20 protein-coding genes are annotated in these 20282 nt (G+C 69.8%); 10 read left to right on the forward strand and 10 right to left on the reverse strand.

What is annotated here, in order from left to right; all coding sequences use genetic code 11:
• Positions 1 to 105: 105 nt before the first annotated feature.
• Positions 106 to 909: a pseudouridine synthase family protein gene (locus GSE44_RS18250; protein WP_235924924.1), complete on the reverse strand. Its 804-nt coding sequence runs from the start codon at positions 907 to 909 to the stop codon at positions 106 to 108.
• A 34-nt stretch (positions 910 to 943) separates the two neighbouring features.
• On the opposite strand from GSE44_RS18250, the gene GSE44_RS18255 reads away from it, so the two are divergent.
• Positions 944 to 1888 (forward strand): PfkB family carbohydrate kinase, encoded by a 945-nt coding sequence (locus GSE44_RS18255; protein WP_201306130.1) that lies wholly within the window; start codon positions 944 to 946, stop codon positions 1886 to 1888.
• Positions 1889 to 2080: 192 nt separating this feature from the next.
• On the opposite strand, the gene GSE44_RS18260 is transcribed toward GSE44_RS18255, so the two are convergent.
• The 3 genes from GSE44_RS18260 to GSE44_RS18270 all read right to left on the reverse strand — a co-directional run bounded on the left by GSE44_RS18260 (position 2081) and on the right by GSE44_RS18270 (position 4722).
• The gene (locus GSE44_RS18260) at positions 2081 to 2878 is read right to left on the reverse strand and encodes an SPFH domain-containing protein (protein WP_159350268.1); all 798 of its coding nucleotides are present in this window, start codon (positions 2876 to 2878) and stop codon (positions 2081 to 2083) included.
• A 90-nt stretch (positions 2879 to 2968) separates the two neighbouring features.
• Positions 2969 to 3829, reverse strand: coding sequence for a branched-chain amino acid aminotransferase (locus GSE44_RS18265; RefSeq protein WP_159350269.1), 861 nt, complete (start codon positions 3827 to 3829; stop codon positions 2969 to 2971).
• Between the two features lie 92 nt (positions 3830 to 3921).
• The gene (locus GSE44_RS18270; RefSeq protein ID WP_159350270.1) at positions 3922 to 4722 is read right to left on the reverse strand and encodes an LOG family protein; all 801 of its coding nucleotides are present in this window, start codon (positions 4720 to 4722) and stop codon (positions 3922 to 3924) included.
• Positions 4723 to 4920: 198 nt separating this feature from the next.
• Here GSE44_RS18270 and GSE44_RS18275 point away from each other — a divergent pair, with 198 nt between their 5' ends.
• On the forward strand, positions 4921 to 5628 hold the full coding sequence (locus GSE44_RS18275) for a TrmH family RNA methyltransferase (RefSeq protein WP_235924926.1): 708 nt from the start codon (positions 4921 to 4923) through the stop codon (positions 5626 to 5628).
• Between the two features lie 36 nt (positions 5629 to 5664).
• Here the strand turns inward: GSE44_RS18275 and GSE44_RS25785 are convergent, their stop codons facing one another.
• Positions 5665 to 5898 (reverse strand): DUF1289 domain-containing protein, encoded by a 234-nt coding sequence (locus GSE44_RS25785; protein WP_201306134.1) that lies wholly within the window; start codon positions 5896 to 5898, stop codon positions 5665 to 5667.
• Positions 5889 to 6443 carry a DUF1003 domain-containing protein gene (locus GSE44_RS18285; RefSeq protein WP_201306131.1) on the reverse strand — a complete coding sequence of 185 codons (555 nt, stop codon included), beginning with the start codon at positions 6441 to 6443 and terminating at the stop codon, positions 5889 to 5891. Before GSE44_RS18285 ends, GSE44_RS25785 begins: the two co-directional genes overlap by 10 nt.
• Before the next feature lie 288 nt (positions 6444 to 6731).
• On the opposite strand from GSE44_RS18285, the gene GSE44_RS18290 reads away from it, so the two are divergent.
• The 3 genes from GSE44_RS18290 (at position 6732) to GSE44_RS18300 (ending at position 11139) form a co-directional block, all read left to right on the forward strand.
• Complete coding sequence (locus GSE44_RS18290; protein WP_159350273.1) at positions 6732 to 8270, forward strand: ATPase domain-containing protein; 1539 nt, start codon at positions 6732 to 6734, stop codon at positions 8268 to 8270.
• Positions 8263 to 9957, forward strand: a complete 1695-nt coding sequence (locus GSE44_RS18295) for an ATP-binding protein (protein WP_159350274.1) — start codon at positions 8263 to 8265, stop codon at positions 9955 to 9957. Before GSE44_RS18290 ends, GSE44_RS18295 begins: the two co-directional genes overlap by 8 nt.
• Before the next feature lie 189 nt (positions 9958 to 10146).
• Positions 10147 to 11139 carry a Bug family tripartite tricarboxylate transporter substrate binding protein gene (locus GSE44_RS18300; protein ID WP_159350275.1) on the forward strand — a complete coding sequence of 331 codons (993 nt, stop codon included), beginning with the start codon at positions 10147 to 10149 and terminating at the stop codon, positions 11137 to 11139.
• 73 nt (positions 11140 to 11212) lie between these two features.
• Here GSE44_RS18300 and GSE44_RS18305 read toward each other — a convergent pair whose 3' ends face one another.
• The 4 genes from GSE44_RS18305 to GSE44_RS18320 form a co-directional block, all read right to left on the reverse strand.
• The gene (locus tag GSE44_RS18305) at positions 11213 to 11965 is read right to left on the reverse strand and encodes an SDR family NAD(P)-dependent oxidoreductase (RefSeq protein ID WP_159350276.1); all 753 of its coding nucleotides are present in this window, start codon (positions 11963 to 11965) and stop codon (positions 11213 to 11215) included.
• Between the two features lie 117 nt (positions 11966 to 12082).
• Complete coding sequence (locus GSE44_RS18310) at positions 12083 to 13111, reverse strand: amino acid ABC transporter substrate-binding protein (RefSeq protein WP_159350277.1); 1029 nt, start codon at positions 13109 to 13111, stop codon at positions 12083 to 12085.
• A gap of 123 nt (positions 13112 to 13234) precedes the next feature.
• Complete coding sequence (locus GSE44_RS18315) at positions 13235 to 13909, reverse strand: hemerythrin domain-containing protein (protein ID WP_159350278.1); 675 nt, start codon at positions 13907 to 13909, stop codon at positions 13235 to 13237.
• Between the two features lie 61 nt (positions 13910 to 13970).
• On the reverse strand, positions 13971 to 14642 hold the full coding sequence (locus tag GSE44_RS18320; RefSeq protein ID WP_159350279.1) for a glutathione S-transferase family protein: 672 nt from the start codon (positions 14640 to 14642) through the stop codon (positions 13971 to 13973).
• An 86-nt stretch (positions 14643 to 14728) separates the two neighbouring features.
• On the opposite strand from GSE44_RS18320, the gene GSE44_RS18325 reads away from it, so the two are divergent.
• The 5 genes from GSE44_RS18325 (at position 14729) to GSE44_RS18345 (ending at position 20114) form a co-directional block, all read left to right on the forward strand.
• Positions 14729 to 15649 carry a LysR family transcriptional regulator gene (locus tag GSE44_RS18325; RefSeq protein WP_159350280.1) on the forward strand — a complete coding sequence of 307 codons (921 nt, stop codon included), beginning with the start codon at positions 14729 to 14731 and terminating at the stop codon, positions 15647 to 15649.
• A 101-nt stretch (positions 15650 to 15750) separates the two neighbouring features.
• A complete protein-coding gene (locus tag GSE44_RS18330) occupies positions 15751 to 16479 on the forward strand; it encodes a FadR/GntR family transcriptional regulator (protein WP_201306132.1) in 729 nt (242 codons plus the stop codon).
• Positions 16476 to 17462, forward strand: a complete 987-nt coding sequence (locus tag GSE44_RS18335) for a Bug family tripartite tricarboxylate transporter substrate binding protein (RefSeq protein ID WP_159350282.1) — start codon at positions 16476 to 16478, stop codon at positions 17460 to 17462. Before GSE44_RS18330 ends, GSE44_RS18335 begins: the two co-directional genes overlap by 4 nt.
• Before the next feature lie 4 nt (positions 17463 to 17466).
• On the forward strand, positions 17467 to 19014 hold the full coding sequence (locus GSE44_RS18340) for a UxaA family hydrolase (protein WP_159350283.1): 1548 nt from the start codon (positions 17467 to 17469) through the stop codon (positions 19012 to 19014).
• Between the two features lie 98 nt (positions 19015 to 19112).
• Positions 19113 to 20114 (forward strand): Bug family tripartite tricarboxylate transporter substrate binding protein, encoded by a 1002-nt coding sequence (locus GSE44_RS18345; RefSeq protein ID WP_201306133.1) that lies wholly within the window; start codon positions 19113 to 19115, stop codon positions 20112 to 20114.
• The last annotated feature ends 168 nt before the right edge of the window (positions 20115 to 20282 follow it).

Genomic DNA, 20282 nt, shown 5'->3' on the forward strand with positions numbered 1-20282 from the left:
GGCATGGTCATTCGCTTCCCACCGTTCGGTTTTGGCAGGGCGGGGCGGGGGGCGTCAAACCGACGTGACGGTGTGGTCGGGATGGAGCGTTTCGTCTGATCGCGATCATGCCGCGGGTCGGCCCGGGTGGGGCGGGGCGGTATCGGCGCCGCAGCGGGCGAATGCGGGGGCCATGGCCGCGGGAATGGGCGCGGTGGCCTCCAGCGGCGGATCGAGGGGCAGGCGGATGGCGCGGGCGAGGAGGTGCATGGGCCCCGGCGCGGCAATCTGCGGACCATAGAGCGGATCGCCCAGGATGGGGCAACCGAGCAGGGCGCAGTGGACGCGGAGCTGGTGCGTGCGGCCGGTGGTGGGGCGGAGCTCCAGCCAGGCGGTGTCTTCCGACCGACCGAGCACGCGCCAGGCGGTGCGTGCGGGCTGGCCCTCTGGATGGGCCTCGATGCGCCAGCCGGATTCGCGGGTGCTGGTCTTGCGGAGGGGGGCGTCGGTGGTGCCGGCGTCTTGCCCGGGCTGGCCGGTGACGATGGCCCAATAGGTCTTTTCCGCGCGGCGTTCGGCGAAAAGTGCGTTGAGGGCGGCGAGGGCTGGCTTGGTGCGGCCGAGGACGAGGCAGCCGGCCGTGTCCTGGTCCAGCCGGTGGGCGGGCTGGGGCAGGTGGCGCTTGCCAAGCTGCAGGAGGGGCAGCCAATCGGCGAGGCTGGCGTTGGCCGGTAGGGTCCCCTGGGCGTTGCCGACCGGGGTGCTTCCGATCGGGGCGCTGCGGTGCGGAGTGCCCGATCGCGCGGTGGTGGATCTGGGGCGGCCGGGGTCGATCGGGAGGCCGGCGGGCTTGTCGATGACCATGGCCTCCGGTCGGATGAGCAGGATTCGCGCGGCCAGCCAGCCGGGCAGGGAAGAGGGGTCGCGCATGGGGGCGAATGGGTCCGGCCGAGAGGTTGGGAAGGTGGGGGTTGGCAGGAAGGCGGTGGTGGTCTGCGTCGGGCAGGTGGTGACCGACCATACCTTCCGCGTGGACGAGGTGGAGCTACCACCTTCCAAAACGACGGCGCGGGGCTATGCGCGGAGCGTGGGTGGCATGGCCGCCAATGCAGCGATCGCGGTGGTGCGGCTGGGCGGGGAGGCGGTGTTCTGGGGCCGTGTGGGCCGGGACGAGGCGGGGGAGGAGCTGCGGCAGGCGCTGGAGGAGGAGGGCGTCGATGCCGGCGGGATGGTCATGGCGGAGGGGGCGCGGACGCCGCTTTCGGCCGTGATCGTGGACAAGATGGGAGAACGGAGCATCGTGACCTATCGGGGGGAGAAGCTGCCCTCCGATGCTTCGGGCCTGCCGCTGGATCGCCTTGCGGAGGCTGGGGCGCTGTTGTGCGACCCGCGTTGGCCGGAGGCCGCAGAGGCGGCCTTCCGGATGGCGCGGGCGCGCGGGCTGCCGAGCGCCATGGATGCGGAGAAGACCGAGGAGCGGGTGCTGCGGCAGCTCGTGCCGCTGGCCGACCATGTGATCTTCGCCACCAGCGGACTGACGATCTTCGCGCCCGGGGTTCCGCCCGAGGAGGGGCTGGCGCGGGCGCTGAAGGCGGGGCCGCTGCAGCTGGCGGCGGTGACGCAGGGAGAGAAGGGCACGCTCTGGCTGGCGCCGGGGATGGAGCGGATGGCGGTGCGGCCGGCCTTTCCCGTCGAGGCGACCAACACCACCGGGGCCGGGGACGTATTCCACGGGGCCTATGCGCTGGCCCTGGCAGAGGGGCAGCCGGTGGAGCAGGCGCTGCGCTTCGCCTCGGCGGCAGGGGCGCTGCGGGCGCGCGACGGGCGGACGCCCGACCGGGCGGTGCTGGAGGCGTTGCTGGCGGGCGGGACGGACGTGCCGCCGGTGCGGCGCAAGCGAAAGGACTAAAGGGCTGATCGGGATCAGGCCGGCCGGTTCAGGATCAAAGTAGCTCTGAACTATTCTGACATTGCCGCGCATCTTGCGCGCGCCTGTTCTGCCGGCACGTCGCGGATGGCGGGCATCCTTGCGCCTGCCCCAAGCACCGCGTGAGGGCGGCGCCGGGGCCGGTCGCGGCCCGGGTGCTCTACCGAGCGTGCTTCAGCGGGGCGTGCGGGCGGTCTCCCCACGCACGGCCAGTTCCGGCATGACGCCGTGGCCGTCCCAGCGGCGGATGCGCTCCAGCTCCAGCGCGTTGCCATGCTCCGTCGTCAGCGCCGGGGATGCCGCGAGGGCTGCGGCGCGGGCGCGGCCCATTTCTCGCTCGGCGACAACGGCGCGGTAGCTTTCGCCGGGATCGATGCGGGTGAGGGAGAACTGGGCGACGTCGACACGCAGCAACTCGCGGGCGCGCGTGCGCAGGTCCTCGGTGAGGGCGTTGGCGATGGTGGTGTTGTCGCGGATGATCTCGTCCATGCCGTGACGGCCCATCACCGCCTGGACGGAGGCGGCCATCAGCGGGTTCAGCATGTCGGTCTTCGCGTCATGCTTCCAGCGGATATGGGCGAAGCGCCAGCGCAGGTCTTCCTCGTCGCCCTCGCGCCAGAAGGCGGTGCCGTAGACGGTGAGCGGATGGCCTTCGGCACTGACCGCGGGCATGCCGCGATCGGGGGCGGAGCGGTCCACCGCGACCAGGGCCATGTCATAGGCGGCGCGGGTGTGGGTCCAGGGATTGAGGAAGCCGATCTGGCCGGGGCGGTAGACCGCCGTGACTTCGCCCCCGCGGCTGACCACGACCATCTGGGCGTTGCCGGGACGGATGATGAGCACGCGGTCGATCAGGATCGCGACGGCGAGGAAGGCGATCAGCCCGAGGACGAGCATCGCCGCGCGTGGGCGGCGCGCCTCCGCCCGGGCGCGGGCCGGGGTGGAGGCGGGAAGGTCGTCATCCCTTGGCATCGCTGTCCGGCACCTCGCGCCCCGTTCCTGTCTTCAACACAGGTTAAACGGGGTTCGGGGCGGCGGGTTCCGTCCGCAGCCCCGGGCGGGTCAGGCGCGAGGGATGATGCGGGCGGTTTCGGCGAAGTCGAAGTAGAGGCGGCGCGCCTCTGCGGCGATGGGGCCGGGCTGCATGTCATGGTCGCCGTAGCGGATGCAGGGCTGCACCTTGGCGTAGTTGCCCGTGGAAAAGATCTCGTCGGCAGTCTCGAGCATGCCGGTGGTGACGGTGCATTCGCGGACCTCGCGCCCGGCGCCGCGCAACAGGCTGATGATGCGGGCGCGGGTGATGCCGGCGAGGAAGGTGCCGTTGGCTGCCGGCGTCATCACCACGCCGTCCTTCACCATCATCAGGTTGGCGCTGCCGAATTCGGCGACATTGCCCTCGGGGTCCAGCACCACGGACAGGTCGAAGCCGCGTTCCTGTGCCCAGCCTGTCGCGCGGGCGGAGTTGGGGTAGAGGGCGCTGGCCTTGGCGTCGGTGGGAGCCTGGTCGGGCGCCGGGCGGCGGAATGGCGCCGCGATGGCGGAGAAGCCGGTGGGCGGGGGCAGGGGAGCGTCGTAGATCGCCAGGATGAATTCGGTGCTGGCGGGGTCGGGCTGTGCGGCGCCGAGGCCCTTCCGGACGAAGAACATGGGGCGGATGTAGAGCTCCGCGTCAGCTGGCATCCGGCGGACGCCCTCCTTGCAGAGTTCCTCGATCTGCTCGGGCGTCATGGTGGGCTGCATGCGCATGTTGCGGGCGGAGCGGACGGCGCGCTGGCAGTGCAGGTCGAGGTCGGGGACGGTGCCGCGGATGGCGCGGGCGCCGTCGAAGATGACCGAGCCAAGCCAGAAGGCGTGGTCCATCGGGCCGAGGATCTTGGGTTCCTCGGTGGACCAGGCGCCGAGATGCCAGAAGATGCCGGCCATTCTTGTACTTCCCCCTGAAAACAGTGGCGGAACCTGCCATGCCGGGGATGAGCGGGGAAGGGCTGCCGGCTTAGCGCAGTGGCGCCACGGGCTCAGATGTCCTTCGGCTTGGGCTCGGGCGGGGTGGAGACCTGGGGCAGACCCTGTTCCACCAGGCTGGCCCAGGCGGTCTCCGCATCATCGGCGAAGCGGAACAGGGCGAGGTCGCGCGGGGCGATCATCCCGGCCTCGAGCAGGGCGTCCAGGTTGATGACCGAGCGCCAGTAGGACTCGTCCACCAGGACGATGGGGACCTCCGGAGCCTTTTCCGTCTGTCGCAGGGTCAGAATCTCGAACAGCTCGTCCAGCGTGCCGAAGCCGCCGGGGAAGACCACGAGCGCGTTGGCGCGCATCGCCAGGTGCATCTTGCGCATGGCGAAGTAGTGGAAGCGGAAGGTCAGCTCCGGCGTGGAATAGGCGTTCGGCCCCTGCTCATGCGGGAGCAGGATGTTGAAGCCGATGGAGGGGGCGCCGGCATCATGCGCGCCGCGATTGGCGGCCTCCATGATGCCGGGGCCGCCGCCGGTGGCGATCACGTTGTCGCGGATGCCCTCGCCATCCTCGAAGGCGCCGCCGCGTTGCGAGGCGATGCGGCCGAAGGCGCGGGCCTCGGCATACCAGAAGGACTGACGGCCGGGGCCGTCCTCGCGCACGCGGGCGCTGCCGAAGACGACGATGGTGGAGCGGACCTGCCAGGCGCGCAGGGCCTCGTCCGCCTTGGCGAATTCCAGCAGGAAGCGGACGCCGCGCATGGATGGGCCCATTAGGAAGTCGGTATCGCGCACCGGTAGCCGGTAGGAGGGGGAGGCGAGCTGGGCGGCGTTCGGCCTGGCCGGGGGAGGGCTGTCGGTCATGGGGTCTCCGGTGCGAATGCGGCTGTGCTGGGCTGGTGCCGGGCTCCAGGGGCGGGACTGCTTTCACGCGGGAGGGCGGCCGGAGTTTCCATGGTTGACCGGCGGCGGGCGGCGGTGTGGATGCGGCGGATGGACAGATCGCCCCCTCCCCAGGCCCCGCGGCCGCCCCGGCCGCCGGAGCCGGACCGGATCTGTGGCGTGGCCGCCGTTTCGGCCGTCTTCGCGCGGCGGCCAAGGGACGTGCTGCGATTGTTTCACCTGCCTTCGCGGCGGCGGGAGGCCAATCCTTTCTGCGCGGTGATGGCGGAGCAGCGTAAGCCCTACCGGGAAGTGGGGGAGGATGAGCTGGCGCGGGTGGCGGGCACCGTTCACCACGGCGGGATCGTGGCGGTGACGGCGCGGAGGCGGGTGCCGCAGCTTGTGTTGCCGCTGGCGCCCGCGCTGCGGGCTGCGCCGGTGCTGCCGGTGCTGGATGGGGTTTCCAACCCGCATAATCTGGGGGCGATCGCGCGTTCGGCGGCCTTTTTCGGCTGCATCGGGATGGTGGTGTCCGGGGATCCGCGGCAGGCGGGGCTTTCGGATGCGGCCTGGCGGACGAGCGAGGGCGGGCTGGAGGTGCTGAGCTTCTGGTCCGTGCCGGATGTCGCCTCGGCGCTGCCGCAGCTGGGGGTGATGACGGTGGCGGCGGTGGCTTCGGGCGGGGTGGCGCCGGAGGCGATCCTGGGAAAGCTGGGGCCGCGCGATTGCGTGGCGCTGGTGCTGGGGAACGAGGAGCGCGGGGTGGCGGAGCGCACGGCAGCGGCCTGCGATGCGCGGGTGACGCTGCCGGGATCGGGGCGGGTGGAGAGCCTGAATGTCTCGGTGGCGGCGGCGGTGCTGATCCACGCGCTTTCGGTGCAGCGCTAGGGGGCTGGCCTCAGGGCGGGGGTCAGTCGGCGGGGATCAGTCCTTGCGGCGCTTTTCGTCCGCGGCGGACCCGGTGGGATGGCCCTCGGCGGCCAAGGCGGCGAGGCGGAGGGCAAGGGCTGCGCGGATTGCCCTGCGATAACCGGGGATGCGCTTCCAGGCCTTCTTCTCCGGTTTCGTCATGCCGCAGCCGAGGCACCAGGCGGTGTCGTCGTCATAGCGGCAGATCTTGATGCAGGGGCGCTCGTCCAGGGACGGGGTCAGGTCGATTGCTCCCGCTTGCCCTGGCGTGCCTCGATCTCATCCAGCACGGCTTCCGGGGCGATGTCCTTCTTCGCTTCCTGGATATCGGGATTGGCATCGGCCTTGATGTCCAGGCGCGCGGCGATGGCGGAGACGAGCTCGGTCAGGGTGGTCAACTCGTGCTCGGCCAGAAGGCTGATCTGCAGGTCGAGATCGGCGCGCTTGTCGGCGGCGGCGGCCATGCGGTTCTGGCTGATGAGGACGAAGGTGGAAAGGAAGATGGCCTCCACCGAGGCAACCATGGCCAGGACCACGAAGGAGGGATCAAAGCGCGGCACGCCGGGAATGACTCCGAGATTGACCAGGATCCAGGCGCCGTAGAGGGCCAGGTGCAGATAGACGAAGCGCATGCTGCCGGTGAAGGAGGTGATGGCCTCGGCGATCTTCTCCTCCCGCGTGGCGCTGGCGGCTTCCTGGCGGCGGCGATCCTCCAGCGCCTGGATGTTGCGCTTCAGGGAGTGGCTGAGGCTGTCCGGCCTGGGTGGAGCGACAGTAGGGGGCGAATCGGGCATGGGCTGGCTCATCCTCGGCCGCCGGGGAGGCTGCCTGAGGGCGGGCCGGCGGGCTGCCGATGGGTAAGGCGCGGGCGGGCGGCGGGTTGCCGGGCCCTGGCGGCGGGCGGCGCCGCCGGACGTGACCGCGCAAGGGCGCCTCGGAGGCCGCGGAGGTATTTCGGGGCCGTGCCGCTTCGGTTAGGTCTTGCGCATGTTGCGTATTGGCCGGCGAAACCTTCGTGCAGCCGGTGGTGAAGGTTCCACGTTGACCGGGGGTGCGCCTGTTAGAAGCACCAGGGAGAATGCATGAGCGAGCCGCCCGATTCCAAGGGCTCCGGGCCTGTGGGCCCCGCCGAGGACCCGCCCCGGATTTCAACCGGTAGCGAGGGGCTCGACGACATCCTGGGCGGCGGGCTCGATCCGGATCGGATGTATCTCTACGAGGGGCGTCCCGGCACGGGGAAGACGACCCTTGCGCTTCAGTTCCTGCGGGAAGGCGCACGGCAGGGCGAGCGCGTGCTCTACATCACCCTGTCGGAGACGCGGCGGGAGCTGGCGCTGGTGGCCAAGCGGCATGGCTGGTCGCTCGACGGGGTGGATGTGTTCGAGCTGGTGCCACCCGAGACGAGCCTCGACCCTGACCGCGAGCTGACTGTGCTGCATCCGGCCGAGATGGAGCTGAACGAGACCACCAACCTCATCTTCAACCATGTGAAGGAGTCAAACCCCTCCCGCGTGGTGATCGACAGCCTGTCCGAGCTGCGGCTGCTGGCGCAGAGCGCGCTGCGGTACCGGCGGCAGGTGCTGGCGATCAAGCACTTTTTCGCCAGCCGGCGCTGCACGATCGTCCTGCTGGACGACTTGTCCTCCCATGACAACGACCTGCAGCTGCATTCGATCTCGCATGGCGTGGTGCTGCTGGAGCAGCTGGCGGTCGAATATGGCGCGGAGCGGCGGCGGCTGCGGGTGGTGAAGATGCGCGGCATCCAGTTCCGCGGCGGATTCCACGACTTCACCATCGAGAAGGGCGGGCTTGCGATCTATCCACGGTTGGTGGCGGCCGAGCATCACGAGAGCTTCGAAGGCAGTTTCACCGCGAGCGGGAACGCGGAGCTGGATCGGCTTCTCGGCGGCGGGCTGGAGCGCGGCACCAACGCGTTGCTGATCGGGGCCGCCGGCGTGGGCAAGTCCTCGGTCGCGCTGAGCTATGCGATTGCGGCGGCGGAGCGCGGCGAGCACTCGGCCTTCTTCGCTTTCGACGAGGGGCGGGGGACGCTGGAGGCACGGGCGCGGACGCTCGGGCTGCCGTTGCAGAAGGCGCTCGATACCGGGCTGATCCATTTCCAGCAGATCGATCCGGCCGAGCTTTCCCCGGGCGAGTTCGCGGCGGCGGTCCGGCGCCAGGTGGAGGACGGTCAGGCGCGGGTCGTAGTGATCGACAGCCTCAACGGCTATCTCAATGCCATGCCGGACGGGCGCTTCCTGATCCTGCAGATGCATGAGCTGCTGAGCTATCTGAGCCAGAAGGGGGTGCTGACCATTCTTGTGCTCGCGCAGCATGGGCTGGTCGGGCCGATGGATACGCCGCTCGACATCAGCTACCTCAGCGATGCGGTCATCATGCTGCGCTACTTCGAATATGGCGGAATGGTGCGGCGCGCGCTGTCGGTCGTGAAGAAGCGGAGCGGCAATCACGAGCACACGATCCGGGAGTTCAAGCTCAGCGCGCAGGGCATTTCGCTGGGGCCGCCGCTGGAGGGGTTCAGCGGGATCTTCGCGGGCACGCCGCATTACACCGGGAATAGCGAGCCGCTGCTGACGGGAATCCAGCCCGGCCATGGCTGACAGCGGCAGCATGCGCGTGCTGGTTCTGGCGCCTGTCGGGCGGGACGGGCCTGCCACGGCAGAGCTGCTGCGGCGCCTGGGGCTGGAGGCCGAGATCTGCGCAAGCTTCGCGGACCTGCTCGCACGGATCGAGGAGGGGGCGGCAGTTGTCCTGGCGACGGAGGAGGGGCTGTTCGGCCAGGATCTCTCGCCGCTCGCCGAATGGGTGGCAGGGCAGCCGGCCTGGTCCGACTTGCCCTTCGTGGTGCTGACCAGCCCGCAGCCGCAGCCGACGGTGGGCGTCTGGCGCGAGCGGCTGGCCGGGGTGCTGCGGAACCTTTCCTTCCTCGAGCGACCGCTGCGGGCGATCACGCTGACGAGCACGATGCAGGCGGCGCTGCGGGCGCGTGCGCGGCAATACGAGATGCGGTCGCTGCTGGTGGGGCAAGAGCAGGCGGCGCAGGAACTGGAGGCGTTGGTCGGGGCGCGCACGCGGCAGCTGGAGGCGGCGAATATCGCGCTGCGCACCCAGATCGAGGAGCGGGCGCGGATCGAGGAGACGCTGCGCCAGGCGCAGAAGATCGAGGCGATCGGGCAGCTGACCGGCGGCGTCGCGCATGACTTCAACAACCTGCTGATGGTGATCTCCGGCGGGCTGGACATGCTGGAGCGCAAGGACGACCCGGCGCGGCGGCGGCGGCTGATCGACGGGATGCGCCAGGCGGCGCAGCGCGGCAGCGGGCTGACGCGGCAGTTGCTGGCCTTCGCGCGGCGGCAGGCGCTGCGGCCGGAGCCGGTGGACCTGGCGCGGCAGATCGGCGGCATGCAGGAGCTGCTGGACCGCAGCCTGCGGGGTGACGTGCATGTGCGGCTGGAGTTCCCTGAGGGTCTCTGGGTGACGGAGGTCGATCCGGGGGAGCTGGAGCTGGTGGTGCTGAACCTGGCGGTGAATGCGCGCGACGCCATGCCCACGGGCGGAACGATCGTCATCCGCGGGGAGAACCTGGCGGGCTGGCGGGACGGCACGCTGGAGGGCGATTTCGTGCGGCTCTCGGTGGTCGATACCGGGACGGGCATGTCGCCGGAGGTGCGGGCGCATGCCTTCGAGCCCTTCTTCACCACCAAGGAGGTGGGCAAGGGCTCGGGGCTCGGGCTTGCACAGGCCTATGGCTTCGCGCAGCAGTCGGGCGGCGGGGCGCGGATCGATTCCGAGCCCGGGCGGGGCACGACGGTCATGCTCATGTTGCCGCGCTCGACCAAGGCGGCGCTGCCGGACCAGCACCATCTGATCAACCTGAACACGCACCGGGCGCCGGCTTCCGGCAGGGGATGCGTGCTGCTCGTCGAGGATGACGAGGAGGTGGCGGCATTGGTGGCGGGCATGCTGGACCACCTGGGCTATGAGGTAACCCAGGCGGGGAGCGCGGCGGCGGCGCTGGGCGCCTTGGCCAATGGGCGGGACATCGACATCGTGCTGTCGGACATCATAATGCCGGGCGGGATGAACGGGCTGGAGTTGGCGCGGGAGATCCGGGCGCAGCGGCAGGGCCTGCCGGTGCTGCTCACCAGCGGCTATGCGGAGGCCGCGCGAAACGGGGCCGAGGCGGAGGGAATCCGGGTGCTGCCGAAGCCCTACCGGATCGACGAGCTGGCGGCGGCGATCGAGAGCGTGCGGCGGAGCCCCCAGGCGGCCGCGGGCGCGGCTTGACCCGGTAACAGGCCGGGGTCCGGCCCCGGGCCGGCTTCTGCGGGTTGCGGAGGGCTTTTCCCGGCTTCGCGGGGTTCACGCTCACGCTGTTGCGTAGGGCCGAACGTTTCGGCGGTGTCTTCTGGGCTTGCCCCAGAGGCCGGACGGCGCGACATGACCGCGACATCACACATTCCGGAGCCATTGCCCATGAACATCCGTCGTCGCGTCCTGCTGGGCGCCGCCGCTGCCTCGCCACTCGCCTTGCCTGCGCTGGCCCAGGCGCCGTTCCCCAGCCGGTCGCTGCGGGTCGTGGTGCCCTATGCGCCAGGCGGGGCGGTGGACATCACCGGGCGGCTGCTGGCCGAGAAGCTGCAGCCGGTGCTGGGGCAGACCGTGGTGGTGGACAACCGCGGCGGCGCGGGCGGCAATATCGGCGCAGATTACGTCGCGAAGGCGGAGAAGGACGGCTACACGGTCCTGCTCACCTCCGTCTCGATCATGGCCGCGAACAAGTACCTGTATCGCCGTTCCATGCAGTTCGAGCCGCTGAAGGACCTGACGCCGGTCACCCGGGTGACCACGGGCACGGTGCTGCTGGTGGTGAATGCGCAGCGCCCCTGGCGGAACTTCGCGGATCTGGTCGCGGCGGCGAAGAAGGATCCGGGGAAGATCACCATGGGGTCCTCGGGCACCGGGACGGTGAGCCACATCACCCTTTCCACCGTCTGCCGGGCGGCGGGCATCGACATCACCCATGTGCCCTATCGTGGCGGCGGGCCGGCCATCACGGATCTGGTCTCGGGCAACATCGACATGATGTTCGACGTGATTCCGGCGCTGATGCCGCATGTGCGCGAGGGCCGCTTCCGGGCGCTGGCCGTGGGGAGCGCCGATCGCGTGGCCTATGTGCCGGAGCTGAAGGACGTGCCGGGCATGAAGGAGCTGCTGCCCAATTCCGGCATCGACATGCAGAGCTGGTACGCGGTGAATGCGCCGGCGGGCACGCCGCAGCCGGTCCTCGACAAGCTGCATTCCTCCATCCTGCAGGTGGTGAAGGGGCCGGAGTTCAAGGCGCGGATGGAGCCGCTGGGCTTCACCCCGATCTGGGACGAGACGCCCGCCGCCTATGGCGCGTATCTGCAGCAGCAGGACCAGCTGTGGAAGCGGCTGGTGGAGGAGTCGGGCGCGACGCTCGACTGAGGCTGGGGCTGCTGAGGGCTTCGGGGGCGCCGTGGTGCCCCCGGGGCCCATCTTGGAGCGCTGTCGCCGCGGCTCAGGGGCCGAGGAGCTGCCCGCCATCGACCACGATGCTCTGACCTGTGACCCAGCTGGCGCGGGGGGAGGCGAGGAAGAGGACGACTTCGGCGACTTCCTCGGGATGGCCGAGGCGGCCGAAGGGGATCTGGGCGAGGGTGGCGTTGTAGAGGCCGGGATCCTCCGTGCGGCGGCGTTCCCAGGTGCCGCCCGGGAATTCGATGGAGCCGGGGGCGACGCAATTCGCGCGGATGCCCTGCGCCGCGAGGATGCGCGCCTGGCTGGACGTATATTGCATCACCGCCGCCTTCACCGCCGCATAGGGCGGGTTGCGCTTGGTCGCGCGCAAGGCGGAGATCGAGGCGATGTTGACGATGCTGGCGCCGGGGCCGGATTTCTCGAGCCAGGGCAGCGCGGCGTGGCTGGCACGGACCACGGCCATGACGTCCACCGAGAGGGAGGCGGCCCAGCTGGCCTCGTCATCCGCCCGGCCGAAGCCGGAGGCGTTGTTCACCAGGATGTCGATGCCGCCGAGAGCCTGGGCGGCATCGGGGACGAAGCGGGCGATGGCTTCGGCATCCGAGAGGTCGCAGGGGGCGGCATAGGTTTGCGCGCCCTGGGCGGCGAGTTCGAGGCGCGTCTGCTCGAGCGTGCCGGCGCCGCGGGCGCAGATGGCAACTGCGGCGCCCGCTTTCGCGAAGGCGAGGGCGATGGAGCGGCCGATGCCGCGGCTTCCGCCCATGACGACCGCGCGCTTGCCCTGGAATTCCATTGTTCGTCCGCCTGTTCGATGGGGCGCGGATGATGGCGGAAGCGGGCCGCGCCGCAAGGCTTGGCGGCCGGGGCTAATGGGCCCAGGCTTTCCGGTTGTGGCCGGTCGGGCCGGGGTTCAGCGGAAGGGCGGCGACCACATGAGCCCGCCCTGGGCGGCGAGGCGGTTCGCGCCGCGCTGGACGCCGAGCGGGGCCTGGTTGCGCTCCCACATCTCCCCGTAATTGCCGGTGGTGCGGATGGCGCGGAGGGCCCAGTCGGGTGCCAGGCCGAGCTGGCGGCCAAAGTCCCCGGAGGTGCCGAGGAGGCGCTGGGTTTCGGGGTTAGGGTCCTGGCGCTTCGCTTCGGCATTGGCCTGGGTGACGCCCTGCTCCTCGGCGGCGACGAGGGCGTTGAGGGTCCAGCGCACGATGTCGAACCAGCGCCAGTCGCCCTTGCGGACCATGGGGCCGAGCGGTTCGCGGGAGATGACATCGGGGAGGATGACGTAGTCCTCCGCGCGCGGGCCCTGTCCGGCGCGGATGGAGGTGAGACCGGAGAGGTCGGTGGTGTAGCTGTCGCAGCGGCCGGAGAAGAAGGCCTGTTGCACCTCCTGATAGTTCTCGATCAGCACGGGGGTGAAGCGGAAGCTGTTGGTGCGTGCCCAGTCGGCGAGGTTCAGCTCGGTGGTGCTGCCGGGCTGGATGCAGATCGTGGCGCCGTCGAGTTCCTTGAGGCTGGTGACGTTCAGCTCGCGCTTCACGATGAAGCCCTGGCCGTCATGCAGCAGCACGCCGGCGAAGGTCAGGCCGATGCCGATGTCCCGCGCGGTGGTCCAGGTGGTGTTGCGGGCGAGGATGTCGACCTCGCCGGATTGCAGGGCGGTGAAGCGGGTTTGCGGCGTAGTGGGGACGAAGCGAACCTTCTCGGGGTCCCCCAGCACGGCGGCGGCGACGGCGCGGCAGAAATCCACGTCTAGACCGGTCCAGCGGCCCTGGCTGTCGGCAAGGGAGAGGCCGGCGACGCCGGTGGAGACAGCGCAGGCGAGGGAGCCGCGAGCCCGCACGGCGGCGAGCGTGTCGGGGGCGGGCTGGGCGCCGGCCTGGGTGGCGGCCAGCGCCAGGGTGGTGGTGAGCGTGGCGGCGAGGAGGAGGCGGCGGAGGGGCATGGCGGGCGTTCCCTTGGTCCGGCGGCGGCTTCGGGCCAACGCAGGGAAGGGGGGGCGGTTCCACGCCAGGGGTGACGGGGGCAGGGTCCGCTCCGCCGTGCGGTGCGGCGGAGCGGGGCGGGTTCAGGCGGCGAGGGCGAGATCCTGGCTGAGGAGGTGCCATTCGCGGGGCTCCAGAGCGGGGCGTGCGACACCTTCCAGGATGCCGGCGAAGACCTCCGGCGGGGCACCGTCGCGGATGGCGCGGAGCAGGGCGGTGCGGCCCTGTGGCGTCGCGGCCGGGATCATGATGCGCAGGTATTCCATCATGCGCTCGGGCGGGATGGTGGCGACGATGCGGCCATCGATCGCCATCAGCTCCTCATCGGGGAAATGACGCTGCAGGAAAGGCATCGCCTGCTGCTCCTCATTGGCCATGTGCAGCAAGTCCTCGGCGAAATGGATCGAGAAGGCGAGATAGAGGGCATGGCCGGCGTGGGCGCGGCGGTATTCCGGCGCGATCTCGACATCCTGGATCAGGGCCTCCAGCCGGGTGAAGGCGATCTGGTGGTCGTGATGCTCGTGGTCGAGAGCCTGGCCGAGCTCGGGCGCATGCTCGCGGATGATCACATGCAGCTCGGCATCCTCATGTTCCAGATGTTCCCTGGCGAGGGAGAGGTGGTGGCGCAGTTCGGCCAGGATGTTCTGCCGCTCGGCGGGATCGGACCAGTCGGCGCGGCCGAGGCGCTCCAGCATGCGGGCGGAGGCGAGGCGCAGGCCCTTGTGGATGGGCGAATAGATGTCGAAGCGATCGGACATGGGGTCTCCTTCGCCGGATGCGGGACATCCGGGCGTTGCTGGTGGTTGATGCAATGGGTGCCTAGGCGGCGATGGCGCCCTGGGCACGGAGGGCGGCTTGCCAGCCATAGAAGCCGGCATGCACCTCGTCCCAGCTGGGGCGTGCCTTCATCGTTGCGATCCAGCGGCGGACATGCGGCCAGGGCGTGAGGTCGAACTCGACGAGTTCGCCGAGGGTGATGAAGCAGGCGCCGAGATAGTCGGCGAGGGTGATGGCGGGGCCGAGAATGAAGGGGCCGCCGCTTGCGAGCTGAGCGTCGAGGATGGAGAGGCGCTTCGCGGCGCTGGCCAGGTGCCAGGCGCGGCGTTCCGCTTCCGCGGCTTCCGAGAGGCGGTAGTCGGGGAGGAGGCGCGGATAGACGCAGCCGTAATTGTAATCTTTGGAGAAGAGGCCGAGGAACCAGTCCATCCACTGGTTCACCGAGGCACGCGCCTTCAGCTCCGTGGGATAGGCGGCGGAGCCGTGGAGATCGGCGAAGTATTTCAGGATCGCGGAGCATTCGGACATGCGGAAGCCGTCATGCTCCAGCACGGGAACGAAGCGGTTCGGGTTGATGGCGGCGAATTCGGGGGTCAGGTGGTCGCCGGCGGAGAGATCGAGCAGGACATGGTCCAGGGCGATGTTCTCCTCGGCGGCGAGAAGCATGACTGGGCGGGATGTGGTGCTGACGGGATCGTAGTAGAGCCTGAGCATGGCGGGGTTTCTCCTGGACGCCGCGAGATGTAGCGGGCCGCCTTTACGTTCCGCGATAGGAATGCTTGCGGAGGGCTTCTGCAAAAGTGCAGATTGTTCCGATGTACGAATGGGGCGACCTCCGTGTGCTTCTGGCGGTGGCGCAGGAGGGCAGCACGCTGGCGGCAGCGCGGGTGCTGGGGGTGAACCAGACCACGGTGGCGCGGCGGGTTGCGGCGCTTGAGGCGGCGCTGGGGGTGCGGCTTTTCGACAGGCGGCAGGATGGCTACCGGCTGAGCGAGGCGGGGCAGGCGCTGCTGCCCCAGGCGGAGCGGGTGCGGGAGGAGGCGGAGGCGCTCGTCCAACTCGCCGGGCGGCACCGGCGGGCGCTGGCCGGCACGATCCGGGTGACCACCACCGAGGGGTTGGCCAATGCGGTGTTCACCCCCTGGCTCGGTGATTTCATGGACGCCTATCCGGATATCCGGGTGGAGATGGTTGCGGATGAGCGGCGTCTCGATCTGGCGCGGGGAGAGGCCGACATCGCGATCCGCGTGACCAAGGTGCCGGAGGGGGCGGGGATCGTCGGGCGGCGGATCGCGGACTCACCCTGGGCTGTCTATTGCAGTCGGAGCTATGCGGCGCGGCGCGGGGTTCCCGCCGATGCGGCGGCGCTGGGCGAGCATTGGCTGATCGGGGCGGACGGGGCGCTGGCGGAGGCGGACCCCTTTGCCTGGCTGGCGCGGATGGCGCCGGGCGCGATGGTGCGGAACGTGTGCAGCAGCATCATGAACATGGTCTTCGCCATCCGGGCGGGGAATGGCGTGGGGCCGCTGCCCTGTGCGATGGCGGCGGCGGAGGCGGAGCTGGTGGAGTGCTTCCCCATGCCGGATTTCGGCTATCGGCTGTTCCTGCTGACGCGGGAGGAGCTGAAGGACCTGCCGCGCATCCGCGCCTTCAACGACTTCATCGTGGCCCGGGCGGTGACCATGCGGCATGTCGTGGAGGGGCGCGGGGCCGGGCGGTAAGGCGCCGGGGCTGAAACCGCTTGCCGAGGGGTGGAACGTGTTTCATCATATGATGAAACACGGGAGGCGAGTTCTTGCGGGTCAGGAGCCTACAGTCGCAGGTGACGGAGTCGATCGGCCGGGCGATCCTGCGCGGTGAGGTCGCGGCCGGGGCTGCGCTTCCGGTGGAGGATGCGCTGGCGGCCTCGCATGGCGTGAGCCGGGCCGTGGTCCGCGAGGCGATGAAGGTGCTGGCGGCCAAGGGGATGGTTTCGATCCGCCCCAGCGCGGGGACGCGCGTGCTGCCGCGCGGGCGGTGGCAGCTGTTGGATCCGGATGTGCTGGACTGGCTGGGCGGAAGCGCGCCGGAGCCGGACTTCGTGACCGAGCTTCTTGAGCTGCGGCTGATGATCGAGCCGGAGGCGGCGCGGCTTGCGGCGCGGCGGGCGACGGAGGCGGATGTCTCGGCGATGCGGGCGGCGCTGGCGCGGATGGGCGCGGCGCTGGATGGCGAGGGCGATTATGTCTCGGCCGACATCGCCTTCCATGAGGCGCTGCTGGAGGCGACGCATAACCGATTCCTGAACCAGCTGGGCGGCGCGATGGCGCGGCTGCTGCGCTTCAGCACGAATTTGTCCTGGCGGTATCCGGATGCGGCGCGCGGCAGCCTGCCCGTGCATGGCGCGGTGCTGGAGGCGGTGGCGCGTGGCGATGCCGAGGATGCAGCCGCGCATGTGCTGCATCTGATCGAGCGGCACGAGCGGCATCTGCGCGGGATGCTGGGCGCCGAGCTAGGCGATAGAGACCACATGGCGCGGAACAGCGCCGGGGGAGAGGAGAACATTCCATGACGAAGATTTCTCGGCGGGCGGCGCTCGGCGCGGCAGTTGGCCTGGGTGGTGCTGCCTTGGCGGCGCCGGCGCTGGCGCAGGCCGCATGGCGGCCGTCTCGGCCCATGCGGTTCATCGTGCCCTTCACGCCTGCCGGGTCGGCGGACATGCTGTCGCGCATGGCGGCGGAGGCGATCGCCTCCCGGCTGGGGCAGCCGGTGGTGGTGGAGAACCGCGCCGGGGCCGGCGGCAATATCGGAACCGATGCGCTGGCGAAGGCGGAGCCTGACGGCCATGCCATAGGGCTGGTGACGGTGGGGACGGGCGCGATCAACTACGCGATGTACCGCAGCATGCCCTACAAGCCCGGGGACCTCGCCGCGATCTCCAACATCTGCACCGTGCCGAACGTCATCATGGTCGCGAACCGGGTGCCGGCGAAGACGCTGGGCGAGTTGGTGGAGCTGGCGCGGCGAGAGCCGGGGAAGTTCAACTACGGTTCCTCCGGCGTGGGCACGAGCCTGCATCTGACGGGTGAGATGCTGAAGGGCGGCTCTGGGCTGGACATGACGCATGTGCCCTTTCGGGGCGCGGCGCAAATGCTGCTCGAGGCGGCGGCGGGGCGGGTGGAGATCCTGGTGGACAACCTTCCCTCCGGGCTGCCGCAGATCAAGGACGAACGGGTGCGGGCCTTGGCGGTGACGGATACGCGGCGCAGCCCCTCCCTGCCGGATGTGCCAACGACGGCGGAGGCCGGTTTCCCGGATATCCAGGCTGTGGCCTGGTTCGGCGTGGTGGCGCCCGGGCGGACGCCGCGGCCGGCGGTAGAGGCGATTTCCGGCGCGCTGCAGGATGCCGTGCGGCAGCCAGGCTTCCGTGCGAAGCTCACGGAACAGGGCGCCGAGCCGGTGGGCAACACGGCCGACGAGTTCGAGGCCTTCATCCGCGCCGAGATCGCCAGATGGGGCGAGGTGGTGCGCAAGGCCGGCGTGGTGGTGGAGTAGGGCGATGATCGATCTTTCGGTGAAGCGCGCGGTTGGTCCGGCGATCCGGCTGCATCCGCGCGACAATGTGGTGGTGGCGCGCGTGCCGGTCTCAGCGGGCACGGCCATTCCTGGCGAGAATGTGGTGGCGCGGCAGGACGTGCCGGCCGGGCATAAGCTGGCGACGATGGACATTCCGGCGGGCGGCGCCATCCGGAAATACGACGTGGTGATCGGCTTTGCCGGGGAGGACATTCCCGCCGGCACCTATGTGCATGCGCATAACTGCCTGATGCAGGACTTCCAGCGCGACTACGCCTATGGCGAGGATTACAGGCCTGTCGCCTATGTGCCGGAGGCGGAGCGCGCGACCTTCCAGGGGATCGTGCGGCCGGATGGGCGTGTCGGGACGCGGAACTTCATCGCCATTGCCTCGACGGTGAATTGCTCGGCGACGGTGGTGCGCGGGGTGGCGGATTACTTCACGCCGGAGCGGCTGGCTGATTACCCGAATGTCGATGGCGTGGTGGCGCTGAGCCATACGCTGGGCTGCGGCATGGAGATGACCGGCGAGCCGATGGCGCTGCTGCGGCGGACCATCGCGGGCTATGTGCGGCACGCGAATATCGCGGGGGTGGTGATCGTCGGGCTGGGTTGCGAGCGCAACCAGCTGGGCGCGTTACTGGAGGAGCAGAAGCTGGCGGCCGGGCCCCAGCTGTATCCGATGGTGATGCAGGAGGTCGGCGGCACGCGGAAGACGATCGATGCGGGCATCGCGGCGGTGAGGGCGATGCTGCCGGAGGCGAACCGCGTGACGCGCCAGACGGTTTCCGCGGCGCATCTCACGGTGGGGCTGCAATGCGGCGGGTCGGATGGGTTTTCCTCCATCACGGCCAATCCTTCGCTGGGTGCTGCGATGGACGTCCTCGTGCGGCATGGCGGCACGGCCATCCTGTCGGAGACGCCGGAGATCAACGGCGTCGAGCATACGCTGACGCGGCGCGCGGTCTCCCGCGAGGTGGGGGAGAAGCTGGTCGAGCGGCTGCGCTGGTGGAAGGAGGAATATGCGGTTGGGCGCGACACGCAGATCAACGGCAAGGTGAGCCCGGGCAACCAAGCGGGGGGCCTGGCGAACATCATCGAGAAGTCGCTGGGCTCCTCGATGAAGGGGGGCACGGGGCCGTTGATGGAAGTGTACCGCTATGCCGAGCCGGTGACGCAGAAGGGCTTCATCTTCATGGACACGCCGGGCTACGACCCGGTTTCGGCGACGGGCCAGGTGGCCGGGGGCGCGAATCTGATCGCCTTCACCACCGGGCGGGGGTCCATGTTCGGCTGCAAGCCGGTGCCATCGGTGAAGCTGGCGACCAACACGCCGATGTACCGGCGGCTGATGGACGACATGGACATCAACTGCGGCGTGGTGCTGGACGGCGAGGCGACCATCCAGGAGATGGGCGAGCGCGTGTTCCAGCTTCTGCTGGAGACGGCCAGCGGGCGGCGGAGCAAGAGCGAGGAGCTGGGGGTGGGGAACAACGAGTTCGTCCCCTGGTCCATCGGCATCACCGGATAAAGGGCAGGGGTTCTGCCCTGGCCCGGGATTCGCATGAGGTTTCCGGCGCGCGTGTTGCCATGCTGCGCACCGATTACGGAATGATGACGGAGAGCTTCATGTTGCGACGCCGATCCCTTCTCGCCGGTCTGGCCGCCATGCCATCGGTCGCCGGGCTTCCCGCCCTGGCGCAGCCGGTGGCGGGCGGACGGCCGGTGCGGGTGATCGTGCCCTTCCCGCCAGGCGGCGCGATCGACCTGCTCGGGCGGCTGGTGGCGGAGCGGCTGGGGCCGGCGCTGGGGCAGAATGTGGTGGTGGAGAACCGCGGCGGCGCGGGCGGCATCCTCGGCACGGATGCCGTGGCGAAGGGGCCGAATGACGGCACCGTCATCGGGGTGATCGGCGGGGTGACGATGACCGCCTATCCCTTCCTCTACAGCAAGCTGCCCTTCGATCCGGTGAAGGACCTGCAGCCGCTGACGCTCATCACCAATGGCGCGCTGATCTGCGTGGTGAATGCCGAGACGGCGGCGAAGAACGGATGGACGGATTTCCGGGCGCTGATCGCCTGGTCCAAGGCGCATCCGGACCAAGTGAAGATGGGCTCCTCGGGGCCGGGGACGTCATCGCATCTGTGCATCGAGGCGGTGAACGCCATGGCGGGCGCGCGCATCCTGCACGTGCCCTATCGCGGCGGCGGGCCGGCTATCGCGGACCTGCTCTCGGGTACGATCGACATGATGTTCGATGTGACGCCGGCGCTGATGCCGCATGTGCAAACGGGCAAGTTCAAGGCGCTGGCGCTCTCCTCCAAGGAGCGGATGGATTTCGCGCCGGATGTTCCGGCCATGGGGGATTTCCCGGATCTTGGGCTAGGCAACCTCAACATCGCGCCCTGGAACGCCCTGATGGCGCCGGCGGGAACGCCCGAGCCGGTGGTGCAGCGGCTGATGGCGGCGATCCGGCAGGTGGCGGCCGATCCGGCTTTCGTCGCCCGGTTGAAGCCGCTCGGCTATGACGTGGCGCTGAGCGAGAGCCCGGCGGCGCTGGCGGCGCAGATTAAGCGGGAAACGCCCTTCTGGCGGCGGCTGGTGGAGATGTCCGGGGTGAAGCTGGACTAGGTTCAGGACTCATTGGTCCAGATCAGCGCGACGGCTGCCAGGCAGATGCCGGAGACGAAGGTGTGGGCGCATCGGTTGTAGCGAAGGGCGATGACCCTTGGTGCAGCCGATACAGCGGGAATCTGCACCTTCGAGCCAGAACAGGTCAGCCATGGCAGCACTTTCAGC

It is taken from the genome of Muricoccus harenae, assembly GCF_009848505.1.
Taxonomy (GTDB): Bacteria; Pseudomonadota; Alphaproteobacteria; order Acetobacterales; family Acetobacteraceae; genus Roseomonas; species Roseomonas harenae.

What these genes read in the sequence shown, in the direction of transcription:
- GSE44_RS18265 (WP_159350269.1), bottom strand. Translation starts at nt 3,829, where the DNA reads ATGGCCGGCATCTTCTGGCATCTCGGCGCCTGGTCCACCGAGGAACCC.
- GSE44_RS18260 (WP_159350268.1), bottom strand. Translation starts at nt 2,878, where the DNA reads ATGCCAAGGGATGACGACCTTCCCGCCTCCACCCCGGCCCGCGCCCGG.
- GSE44_RS18285 (WP_201306131.1), bottom strand. Translation starts at nt 6,443, where the DNA reads ATGCCCGATTCGCCCCCTACTGTCGCTCCACCCAGGCCGGACAGCCTC.
- GSE44_RS18340 (WP_159350283.1), top strand. Translation starts at nt 17,467, where the DNA reads ATGATCGATCTTTCGGTGAAGCGCGCGGTTGGTCCGGCGATCCGGCTG.
- GSE44_RS18345 (WP_201306133.1), top strand. Translation starts at nt 19,113, where the DNA reads ATGTTGCGACGCCGATCCCTTCTCGCCGGTCTGGCCGCCATGCCATCG.
- GSE44_RS18310 (WP_159350277.1), bottom strand. Translation starts at nt 13,111, where the DNA reads ATGCCCCTCCGCCGCCTCCTCCTCGCCGCCACGCTCACCACCACCCTG.
- GSE44_RS18290 (WP_159350273.1), top strand. Translation starts at nt 6,732, where the DNA reads ATGAGCGAGCCGCCCGATTCCAAGGGCTCCGGGCCTGTGGGCCCCGCC.
- GSE44_RS18335 (WP_159350282.1), top strand. Translation starts at nt 16,476, where the DNA reads ATGACGAAGATTTCTCGGCGGGCGGCGCTCGGCGCGGCAGTTGGCCTG.
- GSE44_RS18295 (WP_159350274.1), top strand. Translation starts at nt 8,263, where the DNA reads ATGGCTGACAGCGGCAGCATGCGCGTGCTGGTTCTGGCGCCTGTCGGG.
- GSE44_RS18315 (WP_159350278.1), bottom strand. Translation starts at nt 13,909, where the DNA reads ATGTCCGATCGCTTCGACATCTATTCGCCCATCCACAAGGGCCTGCGC.
- GSE44_RS18270 (WP_159350270.1), bottom strand. Translation starts at nt 4,722, where the DNA reads ATGACCGACAGCCCTCCCCCGGCCAGGCCGAACGCCGCCCAGCTCGCC.
- GSE44_RS18305 (WP_159350276.1), bottom strand. Translation starts at nt 11,965, where the DNA reads ATGGAATTCCAGGGCAAGCGCGCGGTCGTCATGGGCGGAAGCCGCGGC.
- GSE44_RS18250 (WP_235924924.1), bottom strand. Translation starts at nt 909, where the DNA reads ATGCGCGACCCCTCTTCCCTGCCCGGCTGGCTGGCCGCGCGAATCCTG.
- GSE44_RS18320 (WP_159350279.1), bottom strand. Translation starts at nt 14,642, where the DNA reads ATGCTCAGGCTCTACTACGATCCCGTCAGCACCACATCCCGCCCAGTC.
- GSE44_RS18300 (WP_159350275.1), top strand. Translation starts at nt 10,147, where the DNA reads ATGAACATCCGTCGTCGCGTCCTGCTGGGCGCCGCCGCTGCCTCGCCA.